At 66.4% G+C, this 23,893-nt stretch carries 27 protein-coding genes; 16 read left to right on the top strand and 11 right to left on the bottom strand.

The window, feature by feature from the left end:
• Positions 1-243 precede the first annotated feature (243 nt).
• The 4 genes from V5F89_RS06715 (at position 244) to V5F89_RS06730 (ending at position 3,836) form a co-directional block, all read left to right on the top strand.
• Complete coding sequence (locus V5F89_RS06715; protein WP_338447467.1) at positions 244-1,416, top strand: acetyl-CoA C-acetyltransferase; 1,173 nt, start codon at positions 244-246, stop codon at positions 1,414-1,416.
• Between the two features lie 91 nt (positions 1,417-1,507).
• Positions 1,508-2,293 carry an SDR family NAD(P)-dependent oxidoreductase gene (locus V5F89_RS06720; protein WP_338447468.1) on the top strand — a complete coding sequence of 262 codons (786 nt, stop codon included), beginning with the start codon at positions 1,508-1,510 and terminating at the stop codon, positions 2,291-2,293.
• A 144-nt stretch (positions 2,294-2,437) separates the two neighbouring features.
• A complete protein-coding gene (locus V5F89_RS06725) occupies positions 2,438-3,310 on the top strand; it encodes a crotonase/enoyl-CoA hydratase family protein (RefSeq protein WP_338447469.1) in 873 nt (290 codons plus the stop codon).
• 40 nt (positions 3,311-3,350) lie between these two features.
• The gene (locus V5F89_RS06730; protein ID WP_338447470.1) at positions 3,351-3,836 is read left to right on the top strand and encodes a MarR family winged helix-turn-helix transcriptional regulator; all 486 of its coding nucleotides are present in this window, start codon (positions 3,351-3,353) and stop codon (positions 3,834-3,836) included.
• 30 nt (positions 3,837-3,866) lie between these two features.
• On the opposite strand, the gene V5F89_RS06735 is transcribed toward V5F89_RS06730, so the two are convergent.
• The 7 genes from V5F89_RS06735 to V5F89_RS06765 form a co-directional block, all read right to left on the bottom strand.
• A complete protein-coding gene (locus tag V5F89_RS06735; RefSeq protein WP_338447471.1) occupies positions 3,867-4,874 on the bottom strand; it encodes a type II secretion system F family protein in 1,008 nt (335 codons plus the stop codon).
• 16 nt (positions 4,875-4,890) lie between these two features.
• Entirely contained in the window at positions 4,891-5,862 is a 972-nt protein-coding gene (locus V5F89_RS06740; protein ID WP_338447472.1) for a type II secretion system F family protein, read from the bottom strand.
• Between the two features lie 65 nt (positions 5,863-5,927).
• A complete protein-coding gene (locus tag V5F89_RS06745; RefSeq protein WP_338447473.1) occupies positions 5,928-7,202 on the bottom strand; it encodes a pilus assembly protein CpaE in 1,275 nt (424 codons plus the stop codon).
• Positions 7,203-7,205: 3 nt separating this feature from the next.
• On the bottom strand, positions 7,206-7,850 hold the full coding sequence (locus V5F89_RS06750; RefSeq protein WP_338444902.1) for a CpaD family pilus assembly protein: 645 nt from the start codon (positions 7,848-7,850) through the stop codon (positions 7,206-7,208).
• Between the two features lie 14 nt (positions 7,851-7,864).
• Complete coding sequence (locus tag V5F89_RS06755) at positions 7,865-9,394, bottom strand: type II and III secretion system protein family protein (protein WP_338444903.1); 1,530 nt, start codon at positions 9,392-9,394, stop codon at positions 7,865-7,867.
• Positions 9,395-9,459: 65 nt separating this feature from the next.
• Positions 9,460-10,470, bottom strand: coding sequence for a Flp pilus assembly protein CpaB (gene cpaB / locus V5F89_RS06760; RefSeq protein WP_338444904.1), 1,011 nt, complete (start codon positions 10,468-10,470; stop codon positions 9,460-9,462).
• A gap of 86 nt (positions 10,471-10,556) precedes the next feature.
• Positions 10,557-11,048 carry an A24 family peptidase gene (locus tag V5F89_RS06765; protein ID WP_338444905.1) on the bottom strand — a complete coding sequence of 164 codons (492 nt, stop codon included), beginning with the start codon at positions 11,046-11,048 and terminating at the stop codon, positions 10,557-10,559.
• Positions 11,049-11,214: 166 nt separating this feature from the next.
• On the opposite strand from V5F89_RS06765, the gene V5F89_RS06770 reads away from it, so the two are divergent.
• The 3 genes from V5F89_RS06770 to V5F89_RS06780 are packed head-to-tail and all read left to right on the top strand — an operon-like array spanning position 11,215 to position 13,477.
• Positions 11,215-12,120: an alpha/beta hydrolase gene (locus tag V5F89_RS06770; protein ID WP_338444906.1), complete on the top strand. Its 906-nt coding sequence runs from the start codon at positions 11,215-11,217 to the stop codon at positions 12,118-12,120.
• Positions 12,110-13,261: an FAD-dependent oxidoreductase gene (locus V5F89_RS06775; RefSeq protein ID WP_338444907.1), complete on the top strand. Its 1,152-nt coding sequence runs from the start codon at positions 12,110-12,112 to the stop codon at positions 13,259-13,261. Before V5F89_RS06770 ends, V5F89_RS06775 begins: the two co-directional genes overlap by 11 nt.
• Positions 13,262-13,300: 39 nt before the next feature.
• Positions 13,301-13,477 carry a YegP family protein gene (locus tag V5F89_RS06780; protein WP_338444908.1) on the top strand — a complete coding sequence of 59 codons (177 nt, stop codon included), beginning with the start codon at positions 13,301-13,303 and terminating at the stop codon, positions 13,475-13,477.
• Positions 13,478-13,489: 12 nt separating this feature from the next.
• Here the strand turns inward: V5F89_RS06780 and rnhA are convergent, their stop codons facing one another.
• The 3 genes from rnhA to ispH are packed head-to-tail and all read right to left on the bottom strand — an operon-like array spanning position 13,490 to position 15,910.
• A complete protein-coding gene (gene rnhA / locus V5F89_RS06785; protein WP_338444909.1) occupies positions 13,490-13,942 on the bottom strand; it encodes a ribonuclease HI in 453 nt (150 codons plus the stop codon).
• A gap of 20 nt (positions 13,943-13,962) precedes the next feature.
• On the bottom strand, positions 13,963-14,928 hold the full coding sequence (gene thrB, locus V5F89_RS06790; RefSeq protein ID WP_338444910.1) for a homoserine kinase: 966 nt from the start codon (positions 14,926-14,928) through the stop codon (positions 13,963-13,965).
• Positions 14,929-14,935: 7 nt separating this feature from the next.
• Positions 14,936-15,910, bottom strand: a complete 975-nt coding sequence (ispH, locus tag V5F89_RS06795; protein WP_338444911.1) for a 4-hydroxy-3-methylbut-2-enyl diphosphate reductase — start codon at positions 15,908-15,910, stop codon at positions 14,936-14,938.
• Between the two features lie 70 nt (positions 15,911-15,980).
• On the opposite strand from ispH, the gene V5F89_RS06800 reads away from it, so the two are divergent.
• The 9 genes from V5F89_RS06800 to tatC all read left to right on the top strand — a co-directional run bounded on the left by V5F89_RS06800 (position 15,981) and on the right by tatC (position 23,265).
• On the top strand, positions 15,981-16,634 hold the full coding sequence (locus V5F89_RS06800) for a hypothetical protein (protein ID WP_338444912.1): 654 nt from the start codon (positions 15,981-15,983) through the stop codon (positions 16,632-16,634).
• 70 nt (positions 16,635-16,704) lie between these two features.
• Positions 16,705-18,462 carry an arginine--tRNA ligase gene (gene argS / locus V5F89_RS06805; RefSeq protein ID WP_338444913.1) on the top strand — a complete coding sequence of 586 codons (1,758 nt, stop codon included), beginning with the start codon at positions 16,705-16,707 and terminating at the stop codon, positions 18,460-18,462.
• Positions 18,463-18,464: 2 nt separating this feature from the next.
• Positions 18,465-19,157: an SPOR domain-containing protein gene (locus V5F89_RS06810; protein ID WP_338444914.1), complete on the top strand. Its 693-nt coding sequence runs from the start codon at positions 18,465-18,467 to the stop codon at positions 19,155-19,157.
• Positions 19,158-19,255: 98 nt separating this feature from the next.
• On the top strand, positions 19,256-20,275 hold the full coding sequence (gene nagZ / locus V5F89_RS06815; protein WP_338444915.1) for a beta-N-acetylhexosaminidase: 1,020 nt from the start codon (positions 19,256-19,258) through the stop codon (positions 20,273-20,275).
• Entirely contained in the window at positions 20,272-21,084 is an 813-nt protein-coding gene (locus V5F89_RS06820) for a ScpA family protein (protein ID WP_338444916.1), read from the top strand. Before nagZ ends, V5F89_RS06820 begins: the two co-directional genes overlap by 4 nt.
• Complete coding sequence (scpB, locus tag V5F89_RS06825) at positions 21,081-21,701, top strand: SMC-Scp complex subunit ScpB (RefSeq protein WP_338444917.1); 621 nt, start codon at positions 21,081-21,083, stop codon at positions 21,699-21,701. The genes V5F89_RS06820 and scpB overlap by 4 nt, the downstream gene beginning before the upstream one ends.
• 75 nt (positions 21,702-21,776) lie before the next feature.
• Positions 21,777-22,028, top strand: coding sequence for a twin-arginine translocase TatA/TatE family subunit (gene tatA, locus V5F89_RS06830; RefSeq protein WP_338444918.1), 252 nt, complete (start codon positions 21,777-21,779; stop codon positions 22,026-22,028).
• A 27-nt stretch (positions 22,029-22,055) separates the two neighbouring features.
• Complete coding sequence (gene tatB / locus V5F89_RS06835) at positions 22,056-22,454, top strand: Sec-independent protein translocase protein TatB (RefSeq protein WP_338444919.1); 399 nt, start codon at positions 22,056-22,058, stop codon at positions 22,452-22,454.
• 7 nt (positions 22,455-22,461) lie between these two features.
• Positions 22,462-23,265 (top strand): twin-arginine translocase subunit TatC, encoded by an 804-nt coding sequence (gene tatC, locus V5F89_RS06840; protein WP_338444920.1) that lies wholly within the window; start codon positions 22,462-22,464, stop codon positions 23,263-23,265.
• A 296-nt stretch (positions 23,266-23,561) separates the two neighbouring features.
• Here tatC and V5F89_RS06845 read toward each other — a convergent pair whose 3' ends face one another.
• Entirely contained in the window at positions 23,562-23,792 is a 231-nt protein-coding gene (locus V5F89_RS06845; protein WP_338444921.1) for a hypothetical protein, read from the bottom strand.
• Positions 23,793-23,893: the final 101 nt, after the last annotated feature.

Below are 23,893 nucleotides of genomic sequence, written 5' to 3' on the forward strand. Positions count from 1 at the left end.
CTTCATTTTATGCGTGAGAACGAGGGTGCACTCCACACGCTCGCCCCGCTGGGGACAGGGATGCGCCACCTTGGCGCGCCTCGCAAATCCAAATGGCGCGCCCGTGAAAGATTGGCCACACATGTCGCCATTTTGCAACATTGGGAAAAAGCGCAGTTTTCCTGCGCAACCGTGCCGCTGGCGCGCTTGACCGTGGCCAACTTGCTGCGTAACCGGTGGCAAAACGAAACTTGAGAGGGAACTATGCCAGCAGCTTACATCGTCGATGCGGTGCGGACGGCCGGGGGGCGGCGCGGCGGTCGGCTCGCCGGGGTGCATCCGGTCGATCTCGCCGCCAAGGCGCTCGATGCCCTGGTCGCGCGCACGGGGATCGATCCGGCGAGCGTCGACGATGTAATCATGGGCTGCGTCAGCCAGGCGGGCGAGCAGTCGATGCACGTCGGCCGCAACGCCGTACTGGCATCGAAGACCCTGCCACAATCCACCCCGGCAGTGACGATCGACCGGCAATGCGGGTCGAGTCAGCAAGCCATCCAGTTCGCCGCGCAGGCGGTGATGAGCGGCACGCAGGACGTCGTGATCGCCAGCGGGGTGGAGAGCATGAGCCGCGTGCCGATGGGCTCGACCGCGACATTTCACATGAAGGAAGGGCTGGGCACCTACAAGTCGCCGGGGCTGGAAGAAAAGTATCCCGGCGTCATGTGGTCGCAGTTCATGGGCGCCGAGATGATCGTGGACAAGCACGGGTTGACCAAGGACGATCTCGATCGGTTCGCGCTCGAAAGCCATCGCAAGGCAATCGCCGCGACCGAGGCGGGCGCCTTCGACGCGGAGATCGTCCCGGTGGAGATCGAGACCCCCGAGGGCACGGAACTGCACACGGTGGACGAAGGGATCCGGTTCGACGCCACGCTGGAAAGCATCGCGTCGGTCAAGCTGCTGAGCGAGAAGGGCACGATCACTGCAGCGACGTCGAGCCAGATCTGCGACGGGTCGAGCGCCGCACTGATCGTTTCGGAAAAGGTGCTGAAGGAACAGGGCCTCACCCCGCTGGCGCGGATCGTCAACCTGACGGTCACCGCCGGCGATCCCGTCATCATGCTGGAAGAACCCCTGTTCGCCACCGACAAGGCGCTGCAGCGGGCCGGCATGACGATCGACCGGATCGACCTGTTCGAAGTCAACGAGGCCTTCGCGCCGGTGCCGCTTGCCTGGCTGAAGCATACCGGGGCGGACCCGGACCGGCTCAACGTCAATGGCGGCGCGATTGCGCTCGGCCATCCGCTGGGCGCCAGCGGGACCAAGCTGATGGCGACGCTGATCCACGCGCTGAAGGCGCGCGGCAAGACTTACGGTCTGCAGACGATGTGCGAAGGCGGCGGCGTCGCCAACGTCACCATCGTCGAGGCGCTTTGAACCGCTCGCAAGTCCCGGCATAAGCGGGGCTCTCAGACATTATCGCACGATGCCCCTGCCTTTTGCGGGGGATCAGGAAGAGGATGAAGCAATGGAAGTCAGCAGCAATACCCCGGCAGTCGTAACCGGCGGCGCATCCGGCCTGGGCGAGGCCACGGCGCGCGCGCTCGCCGCCAAGGGCGCGAAAGTCGCGATCTTCGACTTGCAGGAGGAAAAGGGGGCCAAGGTCGCCGAGGAGATCGGCGGCGTGTTCTGCGAATGCAACGTTACCGAAGAGGCTTCGGTCGACGCCGCTTTCGCCAAGGCGCGCGAGGCGCACGGGCAGGAGCGCATCCTGGTCAACTGCGCGGGCGTCGGCAATGCGATCAAGACCGCCAAGCGCGACAAGCAGACCGGCGAGATCAGCCACTTCCCGCTCGACGCGTTCAACTGGGTGATTCAGATCAACCTGGTCGGCACGTTCCGCTGCATCGCGAAGTCGGCCGCGGGCATGATGACGCTCGAGCCGCTGAGCGACGACGGCGACCGCGGGGCGATCGTCAACACCGCGAGCGTCGCGGGCGAGGACGGGCAGATCGGCCAGGCCGCCTATTCGGCGTCCAAGGGCGGGGTGATCGGCATGACTCTGCCGATCGCGCGCGACCTGATGGGCGAGGGCATTCGCGTCAACACGATCCTGCCGGGCATCTTCAACACCCCGCTGATGAACGCCGCCCCGCCGCAGGTGAAGGAAGCACTGGCGGCCTCGGTGCCGTTTCCCAAGCGGCTCGGCAACCCGGACGAATATGCCAAGCTGGCGCTGTGCATGATCGAGAACGGCTATTTCAACGGCGAGGATGTGCGGCTCGACGGGGCGATCCGCATGGCCCCGCGCTGATCGCCTTCCCGCACCGCCCCTGCTGCTTCAAGGGGGCGGACGACGAGAACCGGCGCCTTTGATCCGGCCGTTTCCGCGCCTGCACAAAGTAGAGGGCGGTCCGTGTCTTGCGGTTGGCAGGGGAGAAGGCCAAGGGAGAGGACGATGAGCGGCTACAGCCAGATCGGGCTCGACATCGACGAAGGGATCGCCACGATCACGCTCGATCGTCCGGGAAAGATGAATGCCTTCACCCGGACGATGATGGACGAAATCGTCGACGCGATGGATGCGATCGATGGCGACGACGGGGTGCGGGCGGTGATTTTCACCGGGGCCGGCGATCGGGCATTCTGCGCCGGCGCGGACCTGACGCCGGAGGATGGGGCGACGCCGTTTGCCTCGCAGGAGCCGGTGGAGGACCTGTCGGACCCTGTCGTGCGCGACGGGGGCGGGCGCCTGGCATTGCGTCTGTTCAACGCGACCAAGCCGCTGATCGGGGCCTGCAACGGCGTCGCCGTGGGTGTCGGCGCGACGATGCAGCTGCCGATGGACATCCGCCTGGCGGCCGACACCGCCCGCTACGGCTTCGTCTTCGCGCGCCGCGGGATCGTGCCGGAAGCATGCTCCAGCTGGTTCCTGCCGCGCCTTGTGGGCATGCAGCAGGCGCTCGAGTGGACTTATACCGGGCGCATTTTCGACGCGCAGGAAGCGCTCGATGCCGGTCTGGTGCGGTCGGTCCATCCGGCGGACAAACTGCTGGGCGAAGCGCGGGCGCTTGCGCGCGAAATCGCGACGAATACCTCGGCCGTATCGGTCGCGCTGACGCGGGCGATGATGTGGCGCCTGTCGGCCGCCGACCACCCGATGCAAGCGCACCGGGTGGACAGCCGGGCGATCTATTCGATGGCCCGGACACCCGACGCCGCCGAAGGCGTGGCGAGCTTTCTCGAAAAGCGCGCGCCGGCCTTCCCCATGCAGCCGACGCGCGACATGCCCGATTTCTACCCATGGTGGGACGAGCCCGAATATCGTTAGCCGGCTTGCCAAGGCGACCGGTTGCCTTAGAAACCATCCGATGACTTCCACGGACCGCCCGACCAAGCTCGACGAATTCCTGCCCTATCAGCTGTCGATCGCCTCGAACGCGGCGAGCAACCGGATTGCGGAAGTCTATCGCAACCAGTTCGACCTGCGCATCCCCGAATGGCGGATCATGGCGGTTCTGGGCGATGCCGGCTCCGCGACCCAGCGCGAGCTGGCGATCCGCACGGTTATGGACAAAGTGGCGGTCAACCGTGCCTGCCGCAGCCTCGAGGAACGCGGCCTGGTGGCGCGTGAGCCCAATGCGACCGACGGCCGATCGCACCACCTCGCGCTTACCGGGGAGGGCAGGGCGATGTACGACCGCATCATGCCGCTTGCGCGCGAGATGGAACAGCGCCTGTTCGCCGCCTTCACGCCCGAAGAGCGCGCGACGTTCAGCCGTATGCTCTCGCGGGTGCGCGAACGCGCGGGCGAGCTCGATCCCGAAGACGATTTCGACGATCCCGCCACAGGGTAAGCCGCACCGTCGCGCCGAACGCCGGACGGGTCAGCGCCCGGGATTGGAGGCGAAAGCGTCGGCGATCGAGCAGGCTGCCGGCCCGAGGATCACGATGAACAGGACCGGCAGGATGAACAGGATCAGCGGCACTGTCATGATCGCCGGCAGGCGCGCCGCTTTCTCTTCGGCGCGCATCATGCGTTCGTTGCGGAATTCGGCGGACAGGACGCGCAGCGCCGAAGCGAGCGGAGTGCCGTAGCGTTCGGTCTGGACCATCGTGGTCACCACCCCGCGCATCGCCTCCAGATCGACGCGATAGGCAAGGTTCTCGAACGCCATCTTGCGTTCGGTGAGAAACGACAGCTCGATCGCGGTCAGCGCGAATTCGTCGCCCAGTTCGGGATAGGCGCGGCCCAGTTCCTTGGCGACCCGGTTGAACGCCGTGTCGACCGTAAGGCCGGCCTCGGCGCAGATAACCAGCAGGTCGAGCGCATCGGGCAGGCCCTTGCGGATGATGTCGGTGCGCTTGCTCGCCTTGTTCTTGAGGAAGATTTCCGGCCCCTTGTATCCGAGGATCAACAGGGCGGCGACCGCGCCGAAACGCTTCATACCGCCCCAGTCGGGGAAGTAGTCGACCAGATAGATCATCACGAAGGCGAGCCCGCCGAGCAGCAGGGGGAGAACGATCCGGCCCGCCACGACGTAGACCGCCAGTTCCTTGTTGCGGTAACCGGCGTGCGCCAGCTGCTGCTGGATGCTCTCGATCTGGCTTTGCTGAAGGACTTTCATGCCGGCCAGCGTGTCTTTGACCCGCTCCGTGCCTTCGGATTTGCGGACCAGGCTTTGCCGCTTGCGCGCATTGACCTTGACGATGCCCGCCTTCAGTTCGTCGCGACGCGCGTTGAGCGCCTTGACGCGGCGAGCCATCGGGTCCTTCACCGTCACCGCGGCATAGATTGCGAGCATCACGGCGACGGCGGCAATACCGGCGAGAATCGAGCCGACGAGGATGACGTCGAAGCCGAGGAGCGTGGGGCCGGGTGGCGTATCGGGCATGTCCTGTCGTCCTCGTTCAGATCTCGAAGCTGACCATCTTGGCCATGATGAACCCGCCGATCGACATCCAGACCAGGCCGCCCAGGCCGGTGACGATCAACCGGTCGTCTTCGAAAAAGCCGCCGACGTAACCGGGGTTGATCCACCAGATCAGGCCGAAGACGATGAAGGGCAGAGCGCCGACGATATAGGCGGAGGCTTTCGATTCCGAGCTCATCGCACGGATCTTGAGCTTCATTTGCGAGCGTTTGCGCAGAACGTCGGCCAGGTTGGAAAGCGTTTCCGCGAGATTGCCGCCGGTCTCGCGCTGGATCGCGAGCGCGATGCAGAAGAAGTTGAATTCGGCGATCGCCAGGCGATCGGCGGTTTCCTGCAGCGCCTCTTCCATCGAACGGCCGATCTTGATCCGCTCGACGACGCCCTTGAATTCGATCCCGACCGGTCCGGGTACTTCCTGCGCCACGACTTGCAGGGTTTCGGTCACCGGCAGGCCCGAACGCAGGCCGCGAACAAGCAGTTCGATGGCATCCGGGAAGCGGGCGTTGAAGGCATTGGTGCGCCTCTTGATCAGGTGGCCTACGACCAGGTGCGGAATGCCCGCACCCAGCAGCAGGCCCAGGCCGAGCGACAGCAAGGGTGCGCCGGAGCGCAGATAGACGACGACCGCCACTGCCAGGGCAAGCCCCAGCGAGGCGTAGATATACTGGGACACGGTCCATTTCTTGCCCGTGCGGTCGAGCCGCAGGGCGAGCGCGTCGATCCGCGAGGTGGACCCGGCGACCCTGTGGACGGGGGGCTTGCGCGCTGCGATCGCCTTCTTGAGCTGGGATTCGACCTTGGTATCGGTGCTTTCCGAATGGCGGTAACGCAGCGCGTCGATCCGCCGCTGCGCCGCCTTCGCGGCGGAAGGGCCGGCCACCAGCATATAGCCGATGACCATCAGGGCCATGATCCCGCAGCCGACCAGCAGAAGCTGGATGATATTCATGCGCGTGTCCTGCCTTTCCCCGCCGGCTGCGGGCGGTTATCCGTGCAGCCGGCCGCTCCTTCCGGTCACTCGGCCGGAGCCGCGACTTTCTTGCCCTTCTTGGCCAGAAGCGACTTGAAATCGAAGCTGCCGAGAAGCGACGTCTTGGCCGGTTCGTCGTCGAGCGCCCCGTCGTCGCTGGCGCCGATAACCCGCTCGGCCACCTGCCGCAGCGCCGCGCCGGCCTTGCTCGCCCGGTTCGCATCCACGAATGCCTGGCCCAGCTTGGCGGCATTGGCGGCGCCTTTCGGGTCGAACGGGACGGCGAAATCGATCGCGCGCTCTATCGACGCTTCGAAATCCGCCTTGCTGATTTCGGTCACGCCGGGTTGCACCTTGTTCGCCACGACGATGGTCTGGGCGTGCGCGGCATTGGTCTTCAGCCACGACAGGATGCGGATCGTATCGCGCGCAGAGGCAAGCGTCATTTCGGTCGCCAGGACAACGACGTTCACTTCCGCCAGGAGATGCGGAAAATTGATCAGCATGTTGCGGGGCAGATCGATCACCGTCATCTCGAACGCCTGACGGAATTCCTCCTCCAGTTGCACGAATGCCGAGCCGTCGGTCATCAGCGGGGCACTGATCGGTGCCTCGGCCGAAAGGATGGCGAGATTGTCGTTCGCGCGGATCATCGCGCGCTCGATGAACAGCCCGTCGATGCGGCTGGGGCTTTCGATCGCGTCGGTCAGCCCGCGACCCGGTTCGAGGTCGAGCGCGAGCGCACCGGTGCCGAAGTGCACGTCGAGATCGAACAGCGCGGTCGGCAGGTCGTGATCGGTGCTGAAAAGCCAGGCGAGCGAAGTCGCCAGGGTCGAGGCGCCGACACCGCCGCGCGTTCCCACGACCGCGGTCGAGATGTGCCGCTTGGCCGTCGCCGGATCGTTCGGACGCGGCGCCGCGAACACCGCCTGGGCCTGGTTGAGCGCGTCGCGAAGCTGACCGGCCGAGAGGGGTTTCAGCAGATAGTCGTGAATGCCGCTGGCGAGCAGATCGCGGTAGAGGCGCACGTCGTTCACCTGGCCGATCGCGATCACGACCGTGCCCGGCTCGCAGACTTCGGCCAGGGCATTGATGTCGTTAAGCGGATCGCCGCTTTCGGACAGATCGACCATCAGGATATTCGGGCTCGCCGTGACGGAGAGCGACTGGATGGCGTTGCGCAGTCCCCCGCGGGCGCATTTTTCCGGCTGCCAGCCCATTTCGACAACGACCGGGCGCACGATGTCGAGCGCCGCCTCGTCGCACAGGAAGGCGGCGAAGGGATCGCGGTTCCCGCTGGGTTTCCAGGGTGCGTTCATGGTTCAGTTTCCTCCGGTGGCCGACGAAGTCAGTGCGCCCGCGCCCGTCGGAGCCTGCTCGCGATAGCTGTTGATCGCCTTGCTCGAACTCATGATCACGGTCTCGCCCGTTCCGGTCTGTCCGCTGATCAGATCTTCCGGGTTGGCGACCATCGCGGCCATGTTGCTGTTGACGGCGCAGCCGTAGTTGGGATGGGTGCCGTTGGCGTAATTCATGTCCGATTTTGCGGACCAGTCGGGACATCCGGGCACTTCCGCGACAGACCGCGTCACCACGACCCGCACGGTGCCGGGCTGGACGAAGCCGACCGTAACCGGGGCGCCTTCGCTGAGCAGGAGGCCGTGCCGGGCGGCGAGCTTGCCGATCGCCTCGCGCACTGGGCCGCTGGCGGTGGCATCGTCGATCGCGACTCTGTCGCCGTAGCGCAGATCCACTGTCTCGAACCAGTCGGCCAGGCGCTGCTGTTCGGAAATCGGCAGGCCGCCCGCGCCGGACTGAAGGTCGAGCGTGTAATTGGTCCGTTCCACCACCGGCTGCTTGGTCGAATAGAGGCTGGCATTCTGCGGCATGCCGCCGCAGGCTGCCAGCGACAGCCCCAGCGAGACGGCGAGCGCGCCGGCGAATGTGCGGTTGATTGCCTTGGGCATGGAGTTCACCTTTCTCACTTCAGGCTGAAGCCGGGGGCGGCGTTTCCGCTCTCGCGCCGCTTGCTCCCCGACGATCCGGGGAGGACCGCCTGAGGATCGGCCCGCGAGACTTCGGGCTGGGGCGCATCGCGATCGACGGCCGTGGGGGCGGGACGGCGTTCTCCGCTCACCCCGGCATTTTCCTGATACCCGAACAGGCCGGTGGCTTCGTCGGGGGCGTGGAAGCCATCGGTCGGCAAGCGGATGTCGTTGGCGTCGACGGGGTTCACCAGATACGGCGTCACCACGATGACCAGCTCGGTTTCGCCCTTGCGGAACTGGCGCGAGCGGAACAGGTTGCCGAGGATCGGCACGTCGCCGATTCCCGGCGCCTTGTCGATCGTGCTCTGGGCGCTGTTGCTCATCAATCCGGCGATCATGAAACTCTGGCCCGAGCCGAGTTCGACGGTGGTTTCGGCCCGGCGGATCGTCAGCGCGGGAATCTGGAAACCCTCCATCGTCACCGCGCCCTGGCTCGACAGTTCGGATACTTCCGGCCGCACGCGGATCGAAATCCGTCCGTTGGCAAGAACCGTCGGCGTATACGCCAGGCTCACGCCGAACTTGCGATACTCCACTGCCGTGGTGCCAAGACCCTGGCTGATCGGAATGGGGAATTCCCCGCCCGCCAGAAACTCGGCCGTCTCGCCGGAAAGCGCGGTCAGGTTCGGTTGCGAAAGCGTCGTCAGCAAGCCGTTGCGCTCGGCAAGGTCGAGCGCGCCGGCAAGATCGAGGCCGAGAAACTTGCCGAAGCCCGAGAGGGTCGTTCCGCCTTCGATCCCGGTCACCACGCTGGTGCCTTCGGTGGCTTCGGTCACCCCGGTGAACACTCCGCCGCCGGGCGCATACTGGGGGAAGGGGGAGCGGCCGGTGGTGACGCCGAACTTGAAGCCGCTCGAACCGTCGAACGATGCCAGGTTGGCGCCGATGGCGCGAACCAGCGATCGGCTGACTTCGGCGAACCGGACCTGCAGGTTGACCTGAAGCGGCGTGGCCATCTTCAGCCGGCTGATGACGTTCATTTCCTCGCCGACGAATGCCTGCACGAGGCGTTCCGCTTCGGCCGCGTCTTCGGGGGCCGCCACCGTGCCGGTGAGCAGCACCGTGTTGGTCCCCATTGTCGCGACGGAGATCTGCGCCTCCGGCATGGCGAGCGTCAGCATCTGGGGGATGCTGTCGATGTTCGAACCCACGCGGACATTCGCCGACCAGATGACATCGCCGGCTGCATTGCTGGCGTAGATCGTGGTCTCGCCGCCTGCCTTGCCGAAGACATAGAGCTGGCGCCGCGATTTGACCTGCACGTCGGCGATCGAGTCGTTGGCCACGAAAACATCGGCCATCGTGCCGGGCACGCTGATCAGCTCACCCCGGCCGATCGACAGCACGATGCTCTGCGCCGGGCGGGAGACGGCCTGTGCGTGGGCGGCCGGGGCATGCAAAGTCCCGAGCGGGGCCAGCGCGGCCCCCGCAAACAGCGCGGCTGCGAGAAGGCGGCATTCCATAGTCTTGCCTTTCGATTGCGTGCCGCGGCGGCGGCAGGCGATAAGTTTGCGGTCCGGGCGCATGGTCAATTCTTCCCGACCGGAACTTCGACAGTGTCCTTGCCGCGCGTTACCCGCACGACGGGCCCGCTGGGGGCAGGGGCACCGACCGAATAGCCGCCGCCCGAATTGCGTGGAGCGGGCGCGGCAGGGGCGGTCGAGCGCATGGCGGGCATGCTCGAGCGCTGGAAGCGCGAGACGTCGCCGCCGGTCACGTAAGTCGTCCCCTGGTCGATCGGGCGCGCCATCGCTTCGCGCAGCAGCTTTTCTTCCTCTTCGGGGCTCGCGTCGTCGGGCACCTTGATGTCGCCTGCCGCGATCGCGCGTTCGAGTTCGGACTGGCTGTCGGCGATCGCGCGCAGCGACAGGCTGAGGGTGCCGATCGTCTGCGCAACTGCGACTTTCTCGGCGATCTTGGGCGTCACTTCCAGCGTGACGGTCCGAAATGCGCGCACGACCGTCTTGCCATCGACCGTCTCCTGGGTCGTGGACTGGTCGGTTGCGAGGACGCGCAGATTGCGCAGGATGGTCTCGGAAGCCTTCAGCGATTGGCCGTCCTCGCCCTTGACCGACTGGGTCAGCACCAGATCGACCCGGTCGCCCGGGAAGACGAAGCCGGCAACGCCGGTCTTGGCCGAAACCGGCACGGTCACGGCCCGCATTCCGGGGCCGAGGGCGGCTGCGAGAAAACCGCTGTCGCCCGGGCTGACGAGGGAACCCTGGGTTACCGGCTCGCCCGCCGTGATCGGGTGGCGCACCACGGTGCCGAGCAATTTGGAGATGTCCGATTCGCCGTCGAGAAAATAGGCGTCCTTCACCAGTTCTTCGGGCCACATCTGGAACCCGAGCGCGTCGGCGGTGATGATCGTGCCCGTCGGCAGCGCGCGTTGCGCGACCAGCACCTTGGGCCCTTGCGGAATCGGCGCCGCCTCGACCCGGGGCGTGGAGGCCCCGGCAAACATGCTGCGGGCCGCCAGGGCCGTGGCGATCGCGATCACCAGCGCGCCGAGCAGCAGAACCAGCTTCTTCCTGTCCATGGCTTAACAAGCCCCCTCGTATTGCCCGCGACCGATGCGAGCGGATATGGTTTCCGGCTCTAGTGGCCGACTGGTTAAAATCGGGTTCACCCCGGAATCGGACCGATTCCGGCAGGCGGCAGATAGTGGGTGCAAAGAACCCAGAGGCCGCCGAACGAGATCGCGACCCCGTAAGGCACGGCGAGGCGATCGCGCTGGCGGCGCATGACATGCCAGGCGCCCAGAACGACCGTGAGCAGGCCCCCGGCCAGAGCCATGACGATCAGCAACTGCAGGAACGCCCCCGGTTCGATCCACAGCGCGAGCGCGGTCAGCAACTTGACGTCGCCGCCGCCCATCCATCCCAGCGCGAACAGGCCGGCGAGCACTGCGAACACGGCGAGCGCCACGCCCAGTTGCGCGGCCACGCCGGGCCAGAGCGAAGCCCCGCTGGCCCACCAGAACAGCGGCGCGCCGAGCGCGATGGACAGTGTCAGCCAGTTGTCGATCTGGCGCCGCCGGATATCGGTACATGCCGCAACGACCAGCGCGATTGCCAAGCCTGCAAGCAGTACGTAGTGGAATTGGCCTCCCGGCATCGAAACCCCCGATAATTCCCCTGGGGCCCCGGTGCTAAAGTTTATCGCTTACCAAACAGTAACCACGTGCAGGAGAGCGGGCATCAATCGAACCGAGAACGTCCAGCCCGAACCCGGCCCGATCGATCGCCGCGCCATTCCCCCGCACGCGGCGGAAAGCCGCTGGATGGCGCCGGACGGACATGCCATTCGCAGGATCGACTGGCCGGGGGCCGGCGGGACCCCGCGCGGATCGATCCTGTTTCTGCCGGGGCGCGGGGACTGTTACGAGAAATATCTGGAAGCGCTGGAGCAGTGGCATCGCGCGGGCTGGCGCGTCACCGCGTCGGACTGGCGCGGCCAGGCCGGCTCCGGCCGTTTGGGCAACGACCGGGTGACGGGCCATATCGACGATTTCGCACGGTGGGTCGACGACCTGGCGCACCTCTGGCAGGACTGGAAGGCGCAGACCCCCGCGCCCCATGTCCTCATGGGCCATTCGATGGGCGGACATCTGGTCCTGCGCGCAATGGCCGAACGCCGGGTCGATCCCGATGCGGCGATCCTGTCCGCGCCGATGCTCGGCTTCTACGGAAGCATCCTGCCGGTCAGCTGGATGCATCGGGTGGCGGATGTGATGAAGCGGTTCGGCGATCCCGCCCGTCCGGCCTGGAAATGGAGCGAGAAACCGGGCGAGGTTCCGGTCACACGGATAAACCTGCTGACCCACGATGCCGAGCGGTACGAGGACGAGCTGTGGTGGCGGGAGAAACGGCCCGAACTGGTCATGGGGCCGGGCAGCTGGGGCTGGGTGGAGCGCGCTTACGAATCGATGCGTGCGCTCGACCGGCCGGACGTGCTGGAAGCCATCCGGGTGCCGGTCCTTCTGCTCGGAACCTCCAACGACAAGCTGGTCGACATGATCGCGATAGAGGCCGCCGCGCGCCGCCTGCCGGCGGGCGAACTGCTGTCGTTCGGCGATGAAGCACGGCATGAAATCCTGCGCGAGGTCGACCCCGTTCGCGACCGGGCGATGACGGCGATCGCGGATTTCCTCGACCGAGCGGCCGTGGCCCGGCACGATGAGGGATAGAGGCGGATTGGCGGAGCGGTTCGATATTGCGATTGTCGGTGCGGGAATGGCAGGGGCCAGCCTGGCGGCCGAACTCGCGCCCCATGCCCGGGTTCTGGTCCTCGAAGCGGAAGATCGCCCCGGTTACCACGCCACCGGGCGCTCCGCCGCGTTCTGGGAAGAATGTTACGGCGGGGAGGGGATCGTCCCGCTCACGCTCGCTTCCGGCCCCTATTTGCGCGAGCGCGGCTTCCTCGCGCAGCGCGGCGCGCTGTATATCGGGCGAGCCCGCGAGACCGAAGCGCTGGACAGGTTCGTGGAACGATTCACCCGCAGCGGCGCGACGCTGGAACGTCTTGGTCGGGCGCGGCTCGAGGAAATCGTACCGGGCCTTCGCCCGGCGTGGACCGGCGGGGTATGGGAAGCGGCCTGCGCCGATATCGACGTGGCCGGTCTCCATGCCCATTACCTCGCCGCATTCGGCAGAGCGGGCGGCCGGTTGGAGGTGCGCGCGCGCGTCACCGGCCTCGAACGGCACAAAGGGGGATGGTCGATCGCGACCGAGTGCGGGGGCCGGTTCGAGGCTGCCATCCTTGTCGACGCGGCGGGGGCCTGGGCGGACGAGGTGGCGACGCTCGCAGGAGTCGACCCTCTGGGCATCGTGCCCTTGCAGCGAACGGTCGCGCAGCTGCGGGTCGATCCGGCCCCGGCGGACGACCTCCCGCTGGTGCTCGACATTTCGGGGAGCTTCTATTTCAAGCCGGAGAACGGCCGGCTCTGGCTCAGCCCGCAGGACGAAACGCCATCGCCGCCGTGCGATACCGCGGCCGACGAACTGCCCGTCGCCCAGGCGATCGCCAGCCTCGAAACCGTGGTGGACTGGCAGGTGGAGGCCGTCGAGCGCAAGTGGGCCGGACTGCGCAGCTTCGCATCCGATCGGCGGCCCGTCTATGGGTTCGACCCGGCAGACGACGCCTTCTTCTGGTTCGCCGGGCAGGGCGGCTTCGGGATCCAGACCTCCCCCGCGGCGGCGCGCCTCGGGGCGCAGTTGCTGCTGGGGCATGAACGCGACGCGATGACCGCCGCGCTCGATCCGCGGCTCTATACCCCGGCGCGATTTCTTCGATCGGAGGCGGCTGGCAATCGGCCCGACATTTGTTAGGGTGCCGCCCGGTTTCCACCCTTCGGGAGAATTTCTACGATGGCTCACCACTTCAAGATCAAGAAGAACAAGGCCGACGAATTCGTCGCGTACTTCATGTACAATTCGGAACCGATCTTCTGGACCGAAGGCTATTCGAGCAAGGCCGGCGCCAAGAACGCGATCGAATCGATCAAGGCGAATGGCCCGGACGCGGAAACCATCGACGAAAGCTGACGCTCGGGCGGGTCAGCCCGCTCCTTCTTCGCGGGCGATACGGTCCGCTTCGTCGCTGGCGAGGCGGTCCACCCGCTCGTTTTCCGGGTGGCCGTTGTGGCCGCGGACCCAGCGCCAGCTCATCTCGTGCCGCGCGGCGGCGTCGATCAGTTCGTGCCACAGGTCGGCGTTGCGAACCGGTTTCCTGCTTGCGTTCTGCCATCCGCGGCGCTGCCATCCCGCAACCCATTTCGTGATGCCGTCGAGCACGTATTTGCTGTCCGAATAGAGCGTCACGCGGCACGGTTCGGTCAGGGCCTGAAGGCCGCGGATCGCGGCGGTCAGTTCCATTCTGTTGTTGGTCGTGTCGCTTTCGGCCCCGGCCAGTTCCTTTTCGTGCTGCCCCATGCGCAAGAGGGCTGCCCAGCCGCCAGGGCCCGGGTTGCCCTTGCACGCGCCGTCGGTGAAGATTTCGACCTGTTTCATTTCCATCGTCTGTTGCCGCTTTATGCCTTCGGGGCAAAGGGGGCGTCGCCCGCTTCGGCGTAGAATTCCAGCCGCCGGGCGAAATCCATCGGGTCCTTGCGCGTGACGAGAGCATCTTCCGGGGTGTCGAGCCAGTCGAACGCCCTCGTCGCGACAAAGCGCATCGCGGCGCCGCGCGCCAGCAAAGGCAGTGCGGCGCGCTCCGCAGACGAAAGCGGCCGTGCGCGTTCGTAACCGGCCATCAGCGCGCTTCCCACGTCCTCGCGATAGCGCGAGCCCGCCTTGTCGAACGACCAGGCTGCATGGGTGACGGCCACGTCGTAAGCGGCGAAATCGCGGCAGGCGAAGTAGAAATCGATCAATCCGCCGACCCGGTCGCCCAGCATCAGGACGTTGTCGGGAAACAGATCGGCGTGAATCACGGTTTCGGGCAAGTCGTTCGGCCATTGTTCGAGCAGGTCGGGCATATGCCGCGCGGTCAGCGCCGGAAGGTGCGGATCGATGCTGCCGAGATCGCCGCCGCACCGGTCGAGCAGGCTTTGCCAGTCGCGCGGGCGCAAGTCGTTCGCGCGCGAACCGGGATAGTCGGCCGAGGCGCGATGAAGCTCCGCCAGCGCCGCGCCCACGGCATAGGCCTGGCCGGGCGTCGGCCGATCGACCGAAACGCCGGGGAGGAACTCGATCAGAGCGATGGCCTTGCCGTCGAGAATCCGCCAGGCGCGCCCTTCGCGATCGTGGATCGTGCGCGGCACGGGGCACCCCGCTGCCGAAAGATGGTCGAGCAAGCCGAGGAAAAAGGGCAGGTCGTCCAGCTCGATCCGCCGCTCGTACATCGTCAGGATGTAGCGCGCGCGATCGGTTTCGATCAGCCAGTTGCTGTTGGAAACGCCTTCGGCAATCCCTTTGGCGGACACCAGATTGCCGACGTCGTAGTGCGCGATGAGATCTGCCAGGTCCTCGGCTCCGAGGTGGGTATAGACCGCCACGCGTGTGTCAGTCCGCCAGTTGCCGCGGCAGTTTGAACACCATTTTCTCTTCGGCTGTGACCAGCGTGTGCTCTTCCACCGCGCGCCATTGCGCAAGCCGGTCCACGACTTCGCGAACCAGCGTTTCGGGGGCGGAGGCACCGGCTGTCAGGCCGATCGTGCCCACGCCGTCGAGCCATTCGGGGCGGATGTCGCTGGCGCGCTGGATCAGCCTGGCATCGGTGCCGCAGCGTTCGGCGACTTCCACCAGGCGCAGGGAGTTGGAGGAATTGGGCGCCCCGATCACCAGCACCAGGTCGCTGCTCGGCGCCACGGCCCGGACGGCGGCCTGGCGGTTGGACGTGGCATAGCAGATATCCTCCGCCCGCGGGCCGACGATCTGCGGATACCGTTCCCTGAGCGCGGTGACGATGTTGCGCGTATCCTCCACCGAAAGGGTGGTCTGCGTCAGGTAGGCCAATGGTTCGTCCTGGGAAAAGCCCAGAGTTTCCACATCCTCCAGCGTTTCGACCAGCGTCATCGTGCCTTCGGGAACCTGGCCCATCGTGCCGATGACTTCCGGATGCCCCTTGTGCCCGATGAAAACGATATGGCGGCCCGCCTCGATCTGGCGTTCGGCCTGGCGGTGGACCTTGCTGACCAGCGGGCAGGTCGCGTCGAGGTAATCGAGGCCGCGCCGCTCGGCTTCCGCCGGCACCGCCTTGGGCACGCCATGGGCGCTGAACACCACCGGTGCGCCGTCGGGCACCGCGTCCAGCTCTTCGACGAACACTGCGCCCTTGGCTTTGAGATTGTCGACCACGTAGCGGTTGTGGACGATCTCGTGCCGCACGTAGACGGGGGCTCCGTAGCGCTCGAGCGCGCGTTCCACGATCTCGATCGCCCGGTCTACGCCGGCGCAGAATCCGCGCGGTGCGGCGATCAGCAGGGTCAGCGCAGGGCGCCGGTCCGTGCGCGCAGAGGTCTGCAATGGGGCATTCATGTCTGCGCCTCTAGCGCTTTGCCGCTCGCGCCGCTAGGGCGGCCTCACTGGAATTCGAAGGAAGCCTTGCATGATCCCGAGCCGCCGCGCCCTAGCCCCCGTCGCTCTCGCCGCAGCACTGGCGGCCTGTGCGGGGGAGGGCGATCTCGTCATCGACCAGGGCGTGGGCATTACCGCCGTCCGCACCCCGTGCCCCGCAGTCGGCGTTCCCGACTATACCGGCGACATCACGACATTCCGCACGCCCGGCAGCAGGACGGCGGCCGACATCGACGTCACGGCATCGATCACGAATCTTCGTTCGACCTGCAACGAGCAGGGGGCGGAGCGGATCTACGCCGAAGCGACGTTCGACGTGCTCGCGCGGCGCAGCGACACGCGCGAGGCACGCCGGGTCGAACTGCCCTATTTCGCCACGGTCCTGCGCGGCGGTTCGGCCGTTCAGTCGAAGCGTGTGGGCACCGTGGTGATCGATTTCGCCCCGGGGCAGGAGCGGGCCCAGGGACGCGGCGTTGCCGGCGCTTTCGTCGATCGCGCCGCAGCCACTTTGCCGGAGGATATCCGCGAACAGATCACGCGTCGCCGCGAGCCCGGCGATCCCGATGCTGCCCTCGATCCGCTGGCCAACCCGGAAGTTCGGGCTGCGCTGAATCGTGCGACGTTCGAACTCCTGGTCGGCTTCCAGCTGACCGAGGAACAGCTCGCTTACAACGCCACGCGTTGAACTGGCGCCGGCCCGCGGCGGGGGCGGCGCATGCTTGCGCTTTGTCCCATTTCGTCTAACCGCGCGGGCCATGTCGGATAGAAAGACCCTCCATGCCGCTTTCGCGGCGAAAGTCGATGCCGTGCTCGCCGCGCTCGAAACCGAAGGTGCGCTGCCGGCCGGCACTTCGCGCGCCCATGTCGCTGTCGAACCTCCGCGCGATGCCAGCCACGGCGACCTGGCCACCAATGCCGCGATGGTCCTGGCGAAACAGGCTGCGACCAACCCCCGCGCACTGGCGGAAAAGATCGTCGAACACCTGCAGCGCGACGTGGAGATCGAGAGCGCGGAAATCGCCGGCCCGGGATTTATCAATATGCGGCTGGCCGATGCCGCATGGCGCCGGGAACTTAACGCGATCGCCCGGCTTGGCGGCGACTATGGCCGGTCCGTCCTGGGGCAGGGCCAGCGGGTCAACATCGAATATGTATCCGCCAATCCGACCGGTCCGATGCACATGGGGCATTGCCGCGGCGCGGTGGTGGGCGATGCGCTCGCCGCCTTGCTGGAGTTCGCCGGCCATACGGTCATCCGCGAATACTACGTCAACGATGCCGGCGCGCAGGTCGACGTGCTCGCGCGTTCGGCGCACTTGCGTTATCTTGAGGCGCTGGGCGACGATATCGGCGCGATCCCCGAAGGTCTCTACCCCGGCGATTATCTGAAGCCGGTGGGCGAAGCGCTCGCCGCCGAGTTCGGCGACAGCTATCGCGACCGGCCCGAAAGCGAGTGGCTGCCGTTGTTCCGCGAGCGCGCGGTGGCGGCGATGATGGCGCTGATTCGCGAGGACCTGGCGCTGCTGGGCATCCATCACGACGTCTTCGCCTCGGAAGCGGAGCTGCAAAAGGCGGGCAAGCCCGAAGCGGCCGAAGCCTGGCTGCGCCAGCACGATCTCGTCTACGACGGACTGCTGGAAGCGCCCAAGGGCAAGACGCCGGAGGACTGGGAGCCGGTCGAACTGCCGCTGTTCCGCTCGACCCGGTTCGGCGACGACCAGGACCGGCCCATTCGCAAGAGCGACGGCAAATGGACCTATTTCGGCGCCGATCTCGCCTATCACATGCAGAAGGCGGAAAGCGCCGATGCGCTGATCGACATCTGGGGCGCCGACCATGCCGGCACGGTCAAGCGGATCAAGGCCGCCGTCGCGGCGCTGAGCGAGGGCCAGAGCGAGGAAGGCGGCAAGCCGATTCCTTTCGACGTGAAGCTGGTCCAGATGGTGCAGCTTCTGCGCGGCGGCGAACCGGTGAAGATGTCGAAACGCAGCGGCACTTTCGTCACGCTGGCCGATGTCGTGCGCGAAGTGGGCAAGGACGTGGTCCGCTTCACGATGCTGACGCGCAAGCCCGAAGCGCAGATGGATTTCGATTTCGCCAAAGTGGTGGAAGCGTCGAAGGACAATCCCGTCTTCTACGTGCAATACGCCCATGCGCGGATCAGCTCGACCTTGCGCAAGGGGGCGGCGGAGGGTGTCGAACCCTCGGCTTCCGCGCTCGACCGGCTGGGTGCGGAGGAGCTTTCGCTGGTCAAGCAGGCGGCGCAGTTCCCGCGCGTGGTCGAAGCCGCTGCACAGGCGCGCGAGCCGCACCGTATCGCCTTCTTCCTCTATGATCTCGCGGCGGCATTCCACGCTTACTGGAACCTGGGGAACGACGACCCCGCAAAACGCTTCATCGTGGCACAAGACGCCGAGCTGACTGCGGCGAGGCTTTTCCTCGCCGCGCAGATCGGGCAGGTAGTGCGCAATGGCCTGGCTCTGCTTGGAGTGGAGGCCGTGGAGGAGATGTAGTCATGGCGGGGCGCGAAGGGGAATACGAAGGCGAGGAACCGGGGACCGAAGCGTGGGAGGACGCCGAAGACAACGGCCGCCTCGAACTCGACGAGGACGAACGCCTGCCCTGGCTCGAATCGGCCGATTACGAGGAGCCGGGCGTCGATACCGGCCGTATCGTCGGTTTCGTGCTCATCGCCTTGTTGATCCTGGCCGCGGTGGTGGGCGGAGGCTGGTATCTGCTCAATCGCGATTCGGGCGGCGACGTCGTGGCCGACGGCAGCACGATCGAGGCGCCCGAGGGGCCCTACAAGGAAAGGCCCGAAGACCCCGGCGGCCGGATTGCCGACGGGACCGGCAATGTTGCGCCGGCGATCGGCGAGGGCGAAACGCGGGAAGGAAGGCTGGCCGAAAGCAGCGCCGCGCAGCCCTCTGCCGGGGGTGGCAAGGGTTCCGCGGACGCGAGCGACGCCCCGGAAGGCGTCGGAGTGCAGGTCGGCGCGTTCTCCAGCCGCGAAACCGCACAGCGCGGGTGGACCACTCTCATGCGCCAGACCGACGCTCTCAACGGGGTTCGCCACCGTATCGTCGAAGGGCAGGCCGATATCGGCAAGGTCTATCGTCTCCAGGCGATCGCCGACGACCTGGCCTCCGCCCGCCAGCTGTGCGAGACATTGCAGGCCGATGGGGTGGCCTGCCAGGTAAAGCCCTGATCCGGTGAACGCGGGATAGAGCGATAGGGCGGCGTTTTGCACATCGCCGCGGCGTGTCGCGCTTGCGATAACCGGCGATAGCTGCGATTCCCCAAGGCATGACGCCCGCCATTTTCGGACTGTCCGGCACTTCCCTGAATGCCGGGGAGCGCGACTTTTTCCGCGATGCCGATCCGGCGGGTTACATCCTGTTCGGTCGAAACTGCGATACGCGCGATCAGCTGCGCGCGCTGACCGACAGCCTGCGCGAACTCCACGGGCGGGAGCGTCTGTTCATCTGCATCGATCAGGAAGGGGGCCGGGTGGCTCGCTTGCGTCCGCCGCACTGGGGCGAATACCCGGCGGGGGAGGCATTCGACCGCCTCTATCGCCTCGCCCCGGCCAGCGCGATCGAGGCCGCCCGCGTCAATGCCGAAGCGATGGCGCTGGAGCTGTCGGCCATGGGCATAACGGTCGACTGCCATCCGCCGCTGGACGTGCGGCGGGACGGTGCGCACGATGTGATCGGCGACCGCGCGCTGGGAAGCGAGCCGATGCAGGTCGCCGCAATCGGCCGCGCCATCCTGGACGGGCTGGCCCGGGGCGGGGTGGCGGGGTGCATCAAGCACATGCCCGGCCACGGCCGGTCGAGCACCGACACGCACAAGGAACTGCCGACCGTCACCGCCAGCGCGGCCGAGCTGGAAACCGACCTTGCGCCTTTCCGCTCGCTGGCCAATGCGCCCGTGGGCATGACCGGGCACCTGCTGTTCACGGCCTGGGACAGCGAGAACCCGGCCACGCTGTCGCCGACCGTCATCGGGGAAGTCATCCGCGGGCAGATCGGCTTCGACGGGCTGCTGCTGACCGACGACATCGACATGGAGGCACTCGCCGGTTCGGTGCCCGAGCGTGCCGAGCGCGCCATTGCCGCCGGCTGCGACCTGGTACTGAACTGCTGGGCGAAAATCGACGACATGGTCGAAATCGCCAGCCGCTTGCCGGAATTGGGCCAGCGTGGGCGTGAGCGGCTCGATCGTGCGCTCGAAGGCACGGCTCTCCGTCATGACGAGGGCGACCGCCGAGCGCTTCTCGCCAAACGCGATGCGTTGCTCGCCCAGGCGGAGCAGACCGCATGACGGAGGCGGAGACGATTGCCGCCGATGATCCGGCCTTCGACGCGAACCGCGGCGACTGGGAAGGGCCGGGAACGCGCGAGGCCGAGGAAACGTCGCTCTATCTGGAGCTGGACGGATGGGAAGGTCCACTCGATCTTCTGCTCGATCTGGCGCGCAGGCAGAAAGTCGATTTGCGCTCCATTTCGATCCTTTCGCTCGTCGATCAGTATCTCGACTATATCGAACGGGCCGAAGCGTTGCGGCTGGAACTGGCGGCCGACTATCTGGTGATGGCCGCGTGGCTGGCATACCTGAAATCGGCGCTGCTGCTGCCGCGCGACGAGCAGGAGGATCCGAGCCCGGAAGAACTGGCCTTGCGCCTGCAATTGCGCCTGCAGCGACTGGGCGCGATGCGCGAGGCGGCTGCGCGATTGATGGCGCGCGACCGGATCGGGCGCGACGTGTTCCTGCGGGCGCGGCCCGAAGGCTTGCGGATCGACCGGACGACCCGCTGGACATGCGACTGGTATTCGCTCGTCCAGGCCTATGGACGCGTGAAGGCGCGCACTGCGCCCGCTATTCACATGGTTCGCGAACGGCCGGTCATGACGCTCGAATCCGCGCTGGACCGGGTATCGGCCATGCTGGGCGTGACGCTCGACTGGATGGACTTGCGCGATTTCCTGCCGCCCCATGCCGAACCGCGCCTGCGACGTTCGGCACTGGCTTCCAGTTTCGTCGCCGCGCTGGAACTTGCGCGACTGGGCAAGGCGGAGATCGACCAGCAGGAAACTTTCGGCGCGCTTCGATTGCGCAGGGCGACTTCATGAGCGGCGCGCCGGACGAGCTTCAGCGCGCGGTCGAGGCCACGCTGTTCGCGGCGGAAGAACCGATGACGGTCGATGCGCTTGCCGGCCATCTGGGGGATGCCGATCCGGCCGAGGTCCGGGCCGCCTTGCACGCGCTCGCCGGCCAATATTCGGGCCGCGGGATCGAACTGGTCGAACGCGGGCGGCGCTGGCATTTCCAGACCGCGCCCGACCTCGCCCACCTCTTGCGGCGCGAACGCGAACAGGTTCGCCGCCTCAGCCGGGCAGCGACCGAGGTTCTGGCGATCGTCGCCTATCACGAGCCGGTCAGCCGCGCGGAAATCGAATCGATTCGCGGGGTGCAGACATCGTCGGGCACGCTCGACGTGTTGATGGAGACGGGCTGGGTGCGGGTCGCGGGGCGGCGCGAAGTGCCGGGGCGGCCGGTGATCTATGCAACGACGCCCGACTTTCTGCAGCATTTCGGCCTCGAATCGCGACGCGACTTGCCGGGGATCGACGAACTGCGCGCTGCGGGCTTGCTCGATCCGGTCGATCAGGCCTACGATGCGCTGGTTGCGACCGACGAGGGCGAGGGAGATTCGCCGGCCGTGCCCGGGCAGGCACCGGAAGGCTGAACCGGCGCGGTTCGCCGCTGGCACAAGGCGGGGCGAACGCCTATATCGGTGGCAACGCAATCGGAAAGGTTCCCCATGTCGCTCGGCCCCTGGCAGCTTATCATCATCGCGCTCGTGATTCTCGTCCTGTTCGGGCGCGGCCGCATTTCGGAGATGATGGGAGATTTCGGCAAAGGCATCAAAAGCTTCAAGCAAGGCATGAACGAGGAAGACGGTCAGGCGGCCAAGCCTGCTCCGCGCATCGAAGGGCCTGGGCACGAGGCGAAGCCGGCCTCCGACGCCGCATCCGAAGCCAAGCCGGCGGAAACGCGCGACAACGCAAAGTGACGCGGCCGACGCGCGCCGCCTGACCCCATGTTCGATATCGGCGCAACGGAACTGCTCGTAATCGCGATCGTGGCGATCATCGTGATCGGCCCGAAGGACATGCCGCTCGCGCTGCGCACGGCAGGCCGGTGGATCGGCAAGATCCGCCGGGTGTCGGCGCACTTCCGCACCGGCATCGACGCGATGGTTCGCGAAGCCGAAATGGAAGACATGGAGAAGAAGTGGCGCGAACAGAACGCGCGCATCATGGCCCGGCACCCGGAACAGGAGATGGAACCGCTGGACCAGCGCGAAACCGCGGCCGAGTCGAGGCCTCGACAGGCGGAACCGCCGGAAGAGGGGGCGAAGACGGACGCGAACGACGAGCAGTCGGGCGCGAACGGCGATCAGCCCGGCCTTCCGCTTGGCAAGCCCCCGGCAGGATAGGGCCGCAATGGCGCTGAAGTTACGCGATCTCGACGATACGCAAGCCCCCCTGCTCGATCACCTGATCGAGCTGCGAACCCGTCTGGTGCGCTGCGTCGCGGCGCTCGCGGTGGCGTTCGCCGTCTGCCTCTATTTTGCGGACGATATCTTCGGGTTTCTCGTGCGCCCGCTGACCGCCGCTTTTCCCGACGGTGAGGGCCGGTTGATCTATACCCAGCTGTACGAGGCGTTCTTCGTGGAGTTGAAGGTCGCGCTGTTCGCTGCGTTCTTCATCAGCTTCCCGATCATCGCCAACCAGCTTTGGGCTTTCGTTGCGCCGGGTCTCTATGCCCGCGAGAAAAGAGCGTTCCTGCCATTCCTTATCGCGACGCCGGTGCTGTTCGTGATCGGCGCCGCGCTCGCCTACTACGTGGTCATGCCCACGGCCTTCCGTTGGTTCCTCGGGTTCGAGGGCAGGGTCGGGGGGCTCGATATCGAGGCTCTGCCGGGCACCGGCAACTATCTCTCGCTGGTCATGCAGTTCATTCTCGCCTTCGGGATCAGCTTCCTGCTGCCGGTCCTGCTCCTGCTGCTCAATCGCGCGGGGATCGTCACCCGGGCCCAGCTCGTTTCGGCGCGTCGCTATGTCGTCGTGCTCGTGGTTGCGATCGCGGCGGTCGTGACGCCGCCCGATCCCGGTTCGCAGCTGATCCTGGCGGTTCCGCTGCTCCTGCTGTTCGAAGGGTCGCTTGCGCTGATGCGGATTACCGAACGGCAACGCCTGTCGGCAGGAAGCGAAGGGGAGGCCGAGGGCGCCGGGCAGGAGAGCTGATAGCATCCGGGCGGCAGAGTGCCGCTACACCCAAGTTCCCCGCGAGGGGAGGGATTTCATGCCACCGACGTTCCTCGGAGGGAGCGACCGGCATCGGATGATCGTGCGACCGGAGGCTTCAGCCTGCACCGGGGCTCGGAAACAGGCGAACCTCCCGGGTCTTTGCGTTGTCTGCGAGCTTGCGGGGCTTGTCTCTCGATACAAAACCGACAGGTTTGGGAAGGCATCCTTCCCGCGCACAAAAAAACGGGGCCGGAAGGCCCCGTTTTCTCAAACTCTCGTCTGATCCGTTCGGATCAGGCGCTGACCGGATCGTCGTCACCGTCGACGGCAATCACGATGCCCGCGATCACGGCAGCTGCCGCCAGGATGGCGAGGATGATGCCCGAACCGCCTTCACCACCAAGTTCGCTCTCTTCAGCAACCGGGGCCGCCGAACGATCGGCAACCGGGGCCGACTGAGCAAGAGCCGGCGAGGCGGCCAGGGACAGAGCAGCCGTGGCGGCAAGAACATTGCGGAATTTCATCGATACGTCTCCTGAGCACTTCAATAGTTCGAAACTCGTCGCCCCTCGTAGGACAGGCGAATTCGAGTGACAACCCAAAATTCCCGGCAACTTTCAATAAC

This window comes from Pelagerythrobacter marensis, assembly GCF_036700095.1.
Lineage (GTDB): Bacteria > Pseudomonadota > Alphaproteobacteria > Sphingomonadales > Sphingomonadaceae > Pelagerythrobacter > Pelagerythrobacter marensis_A.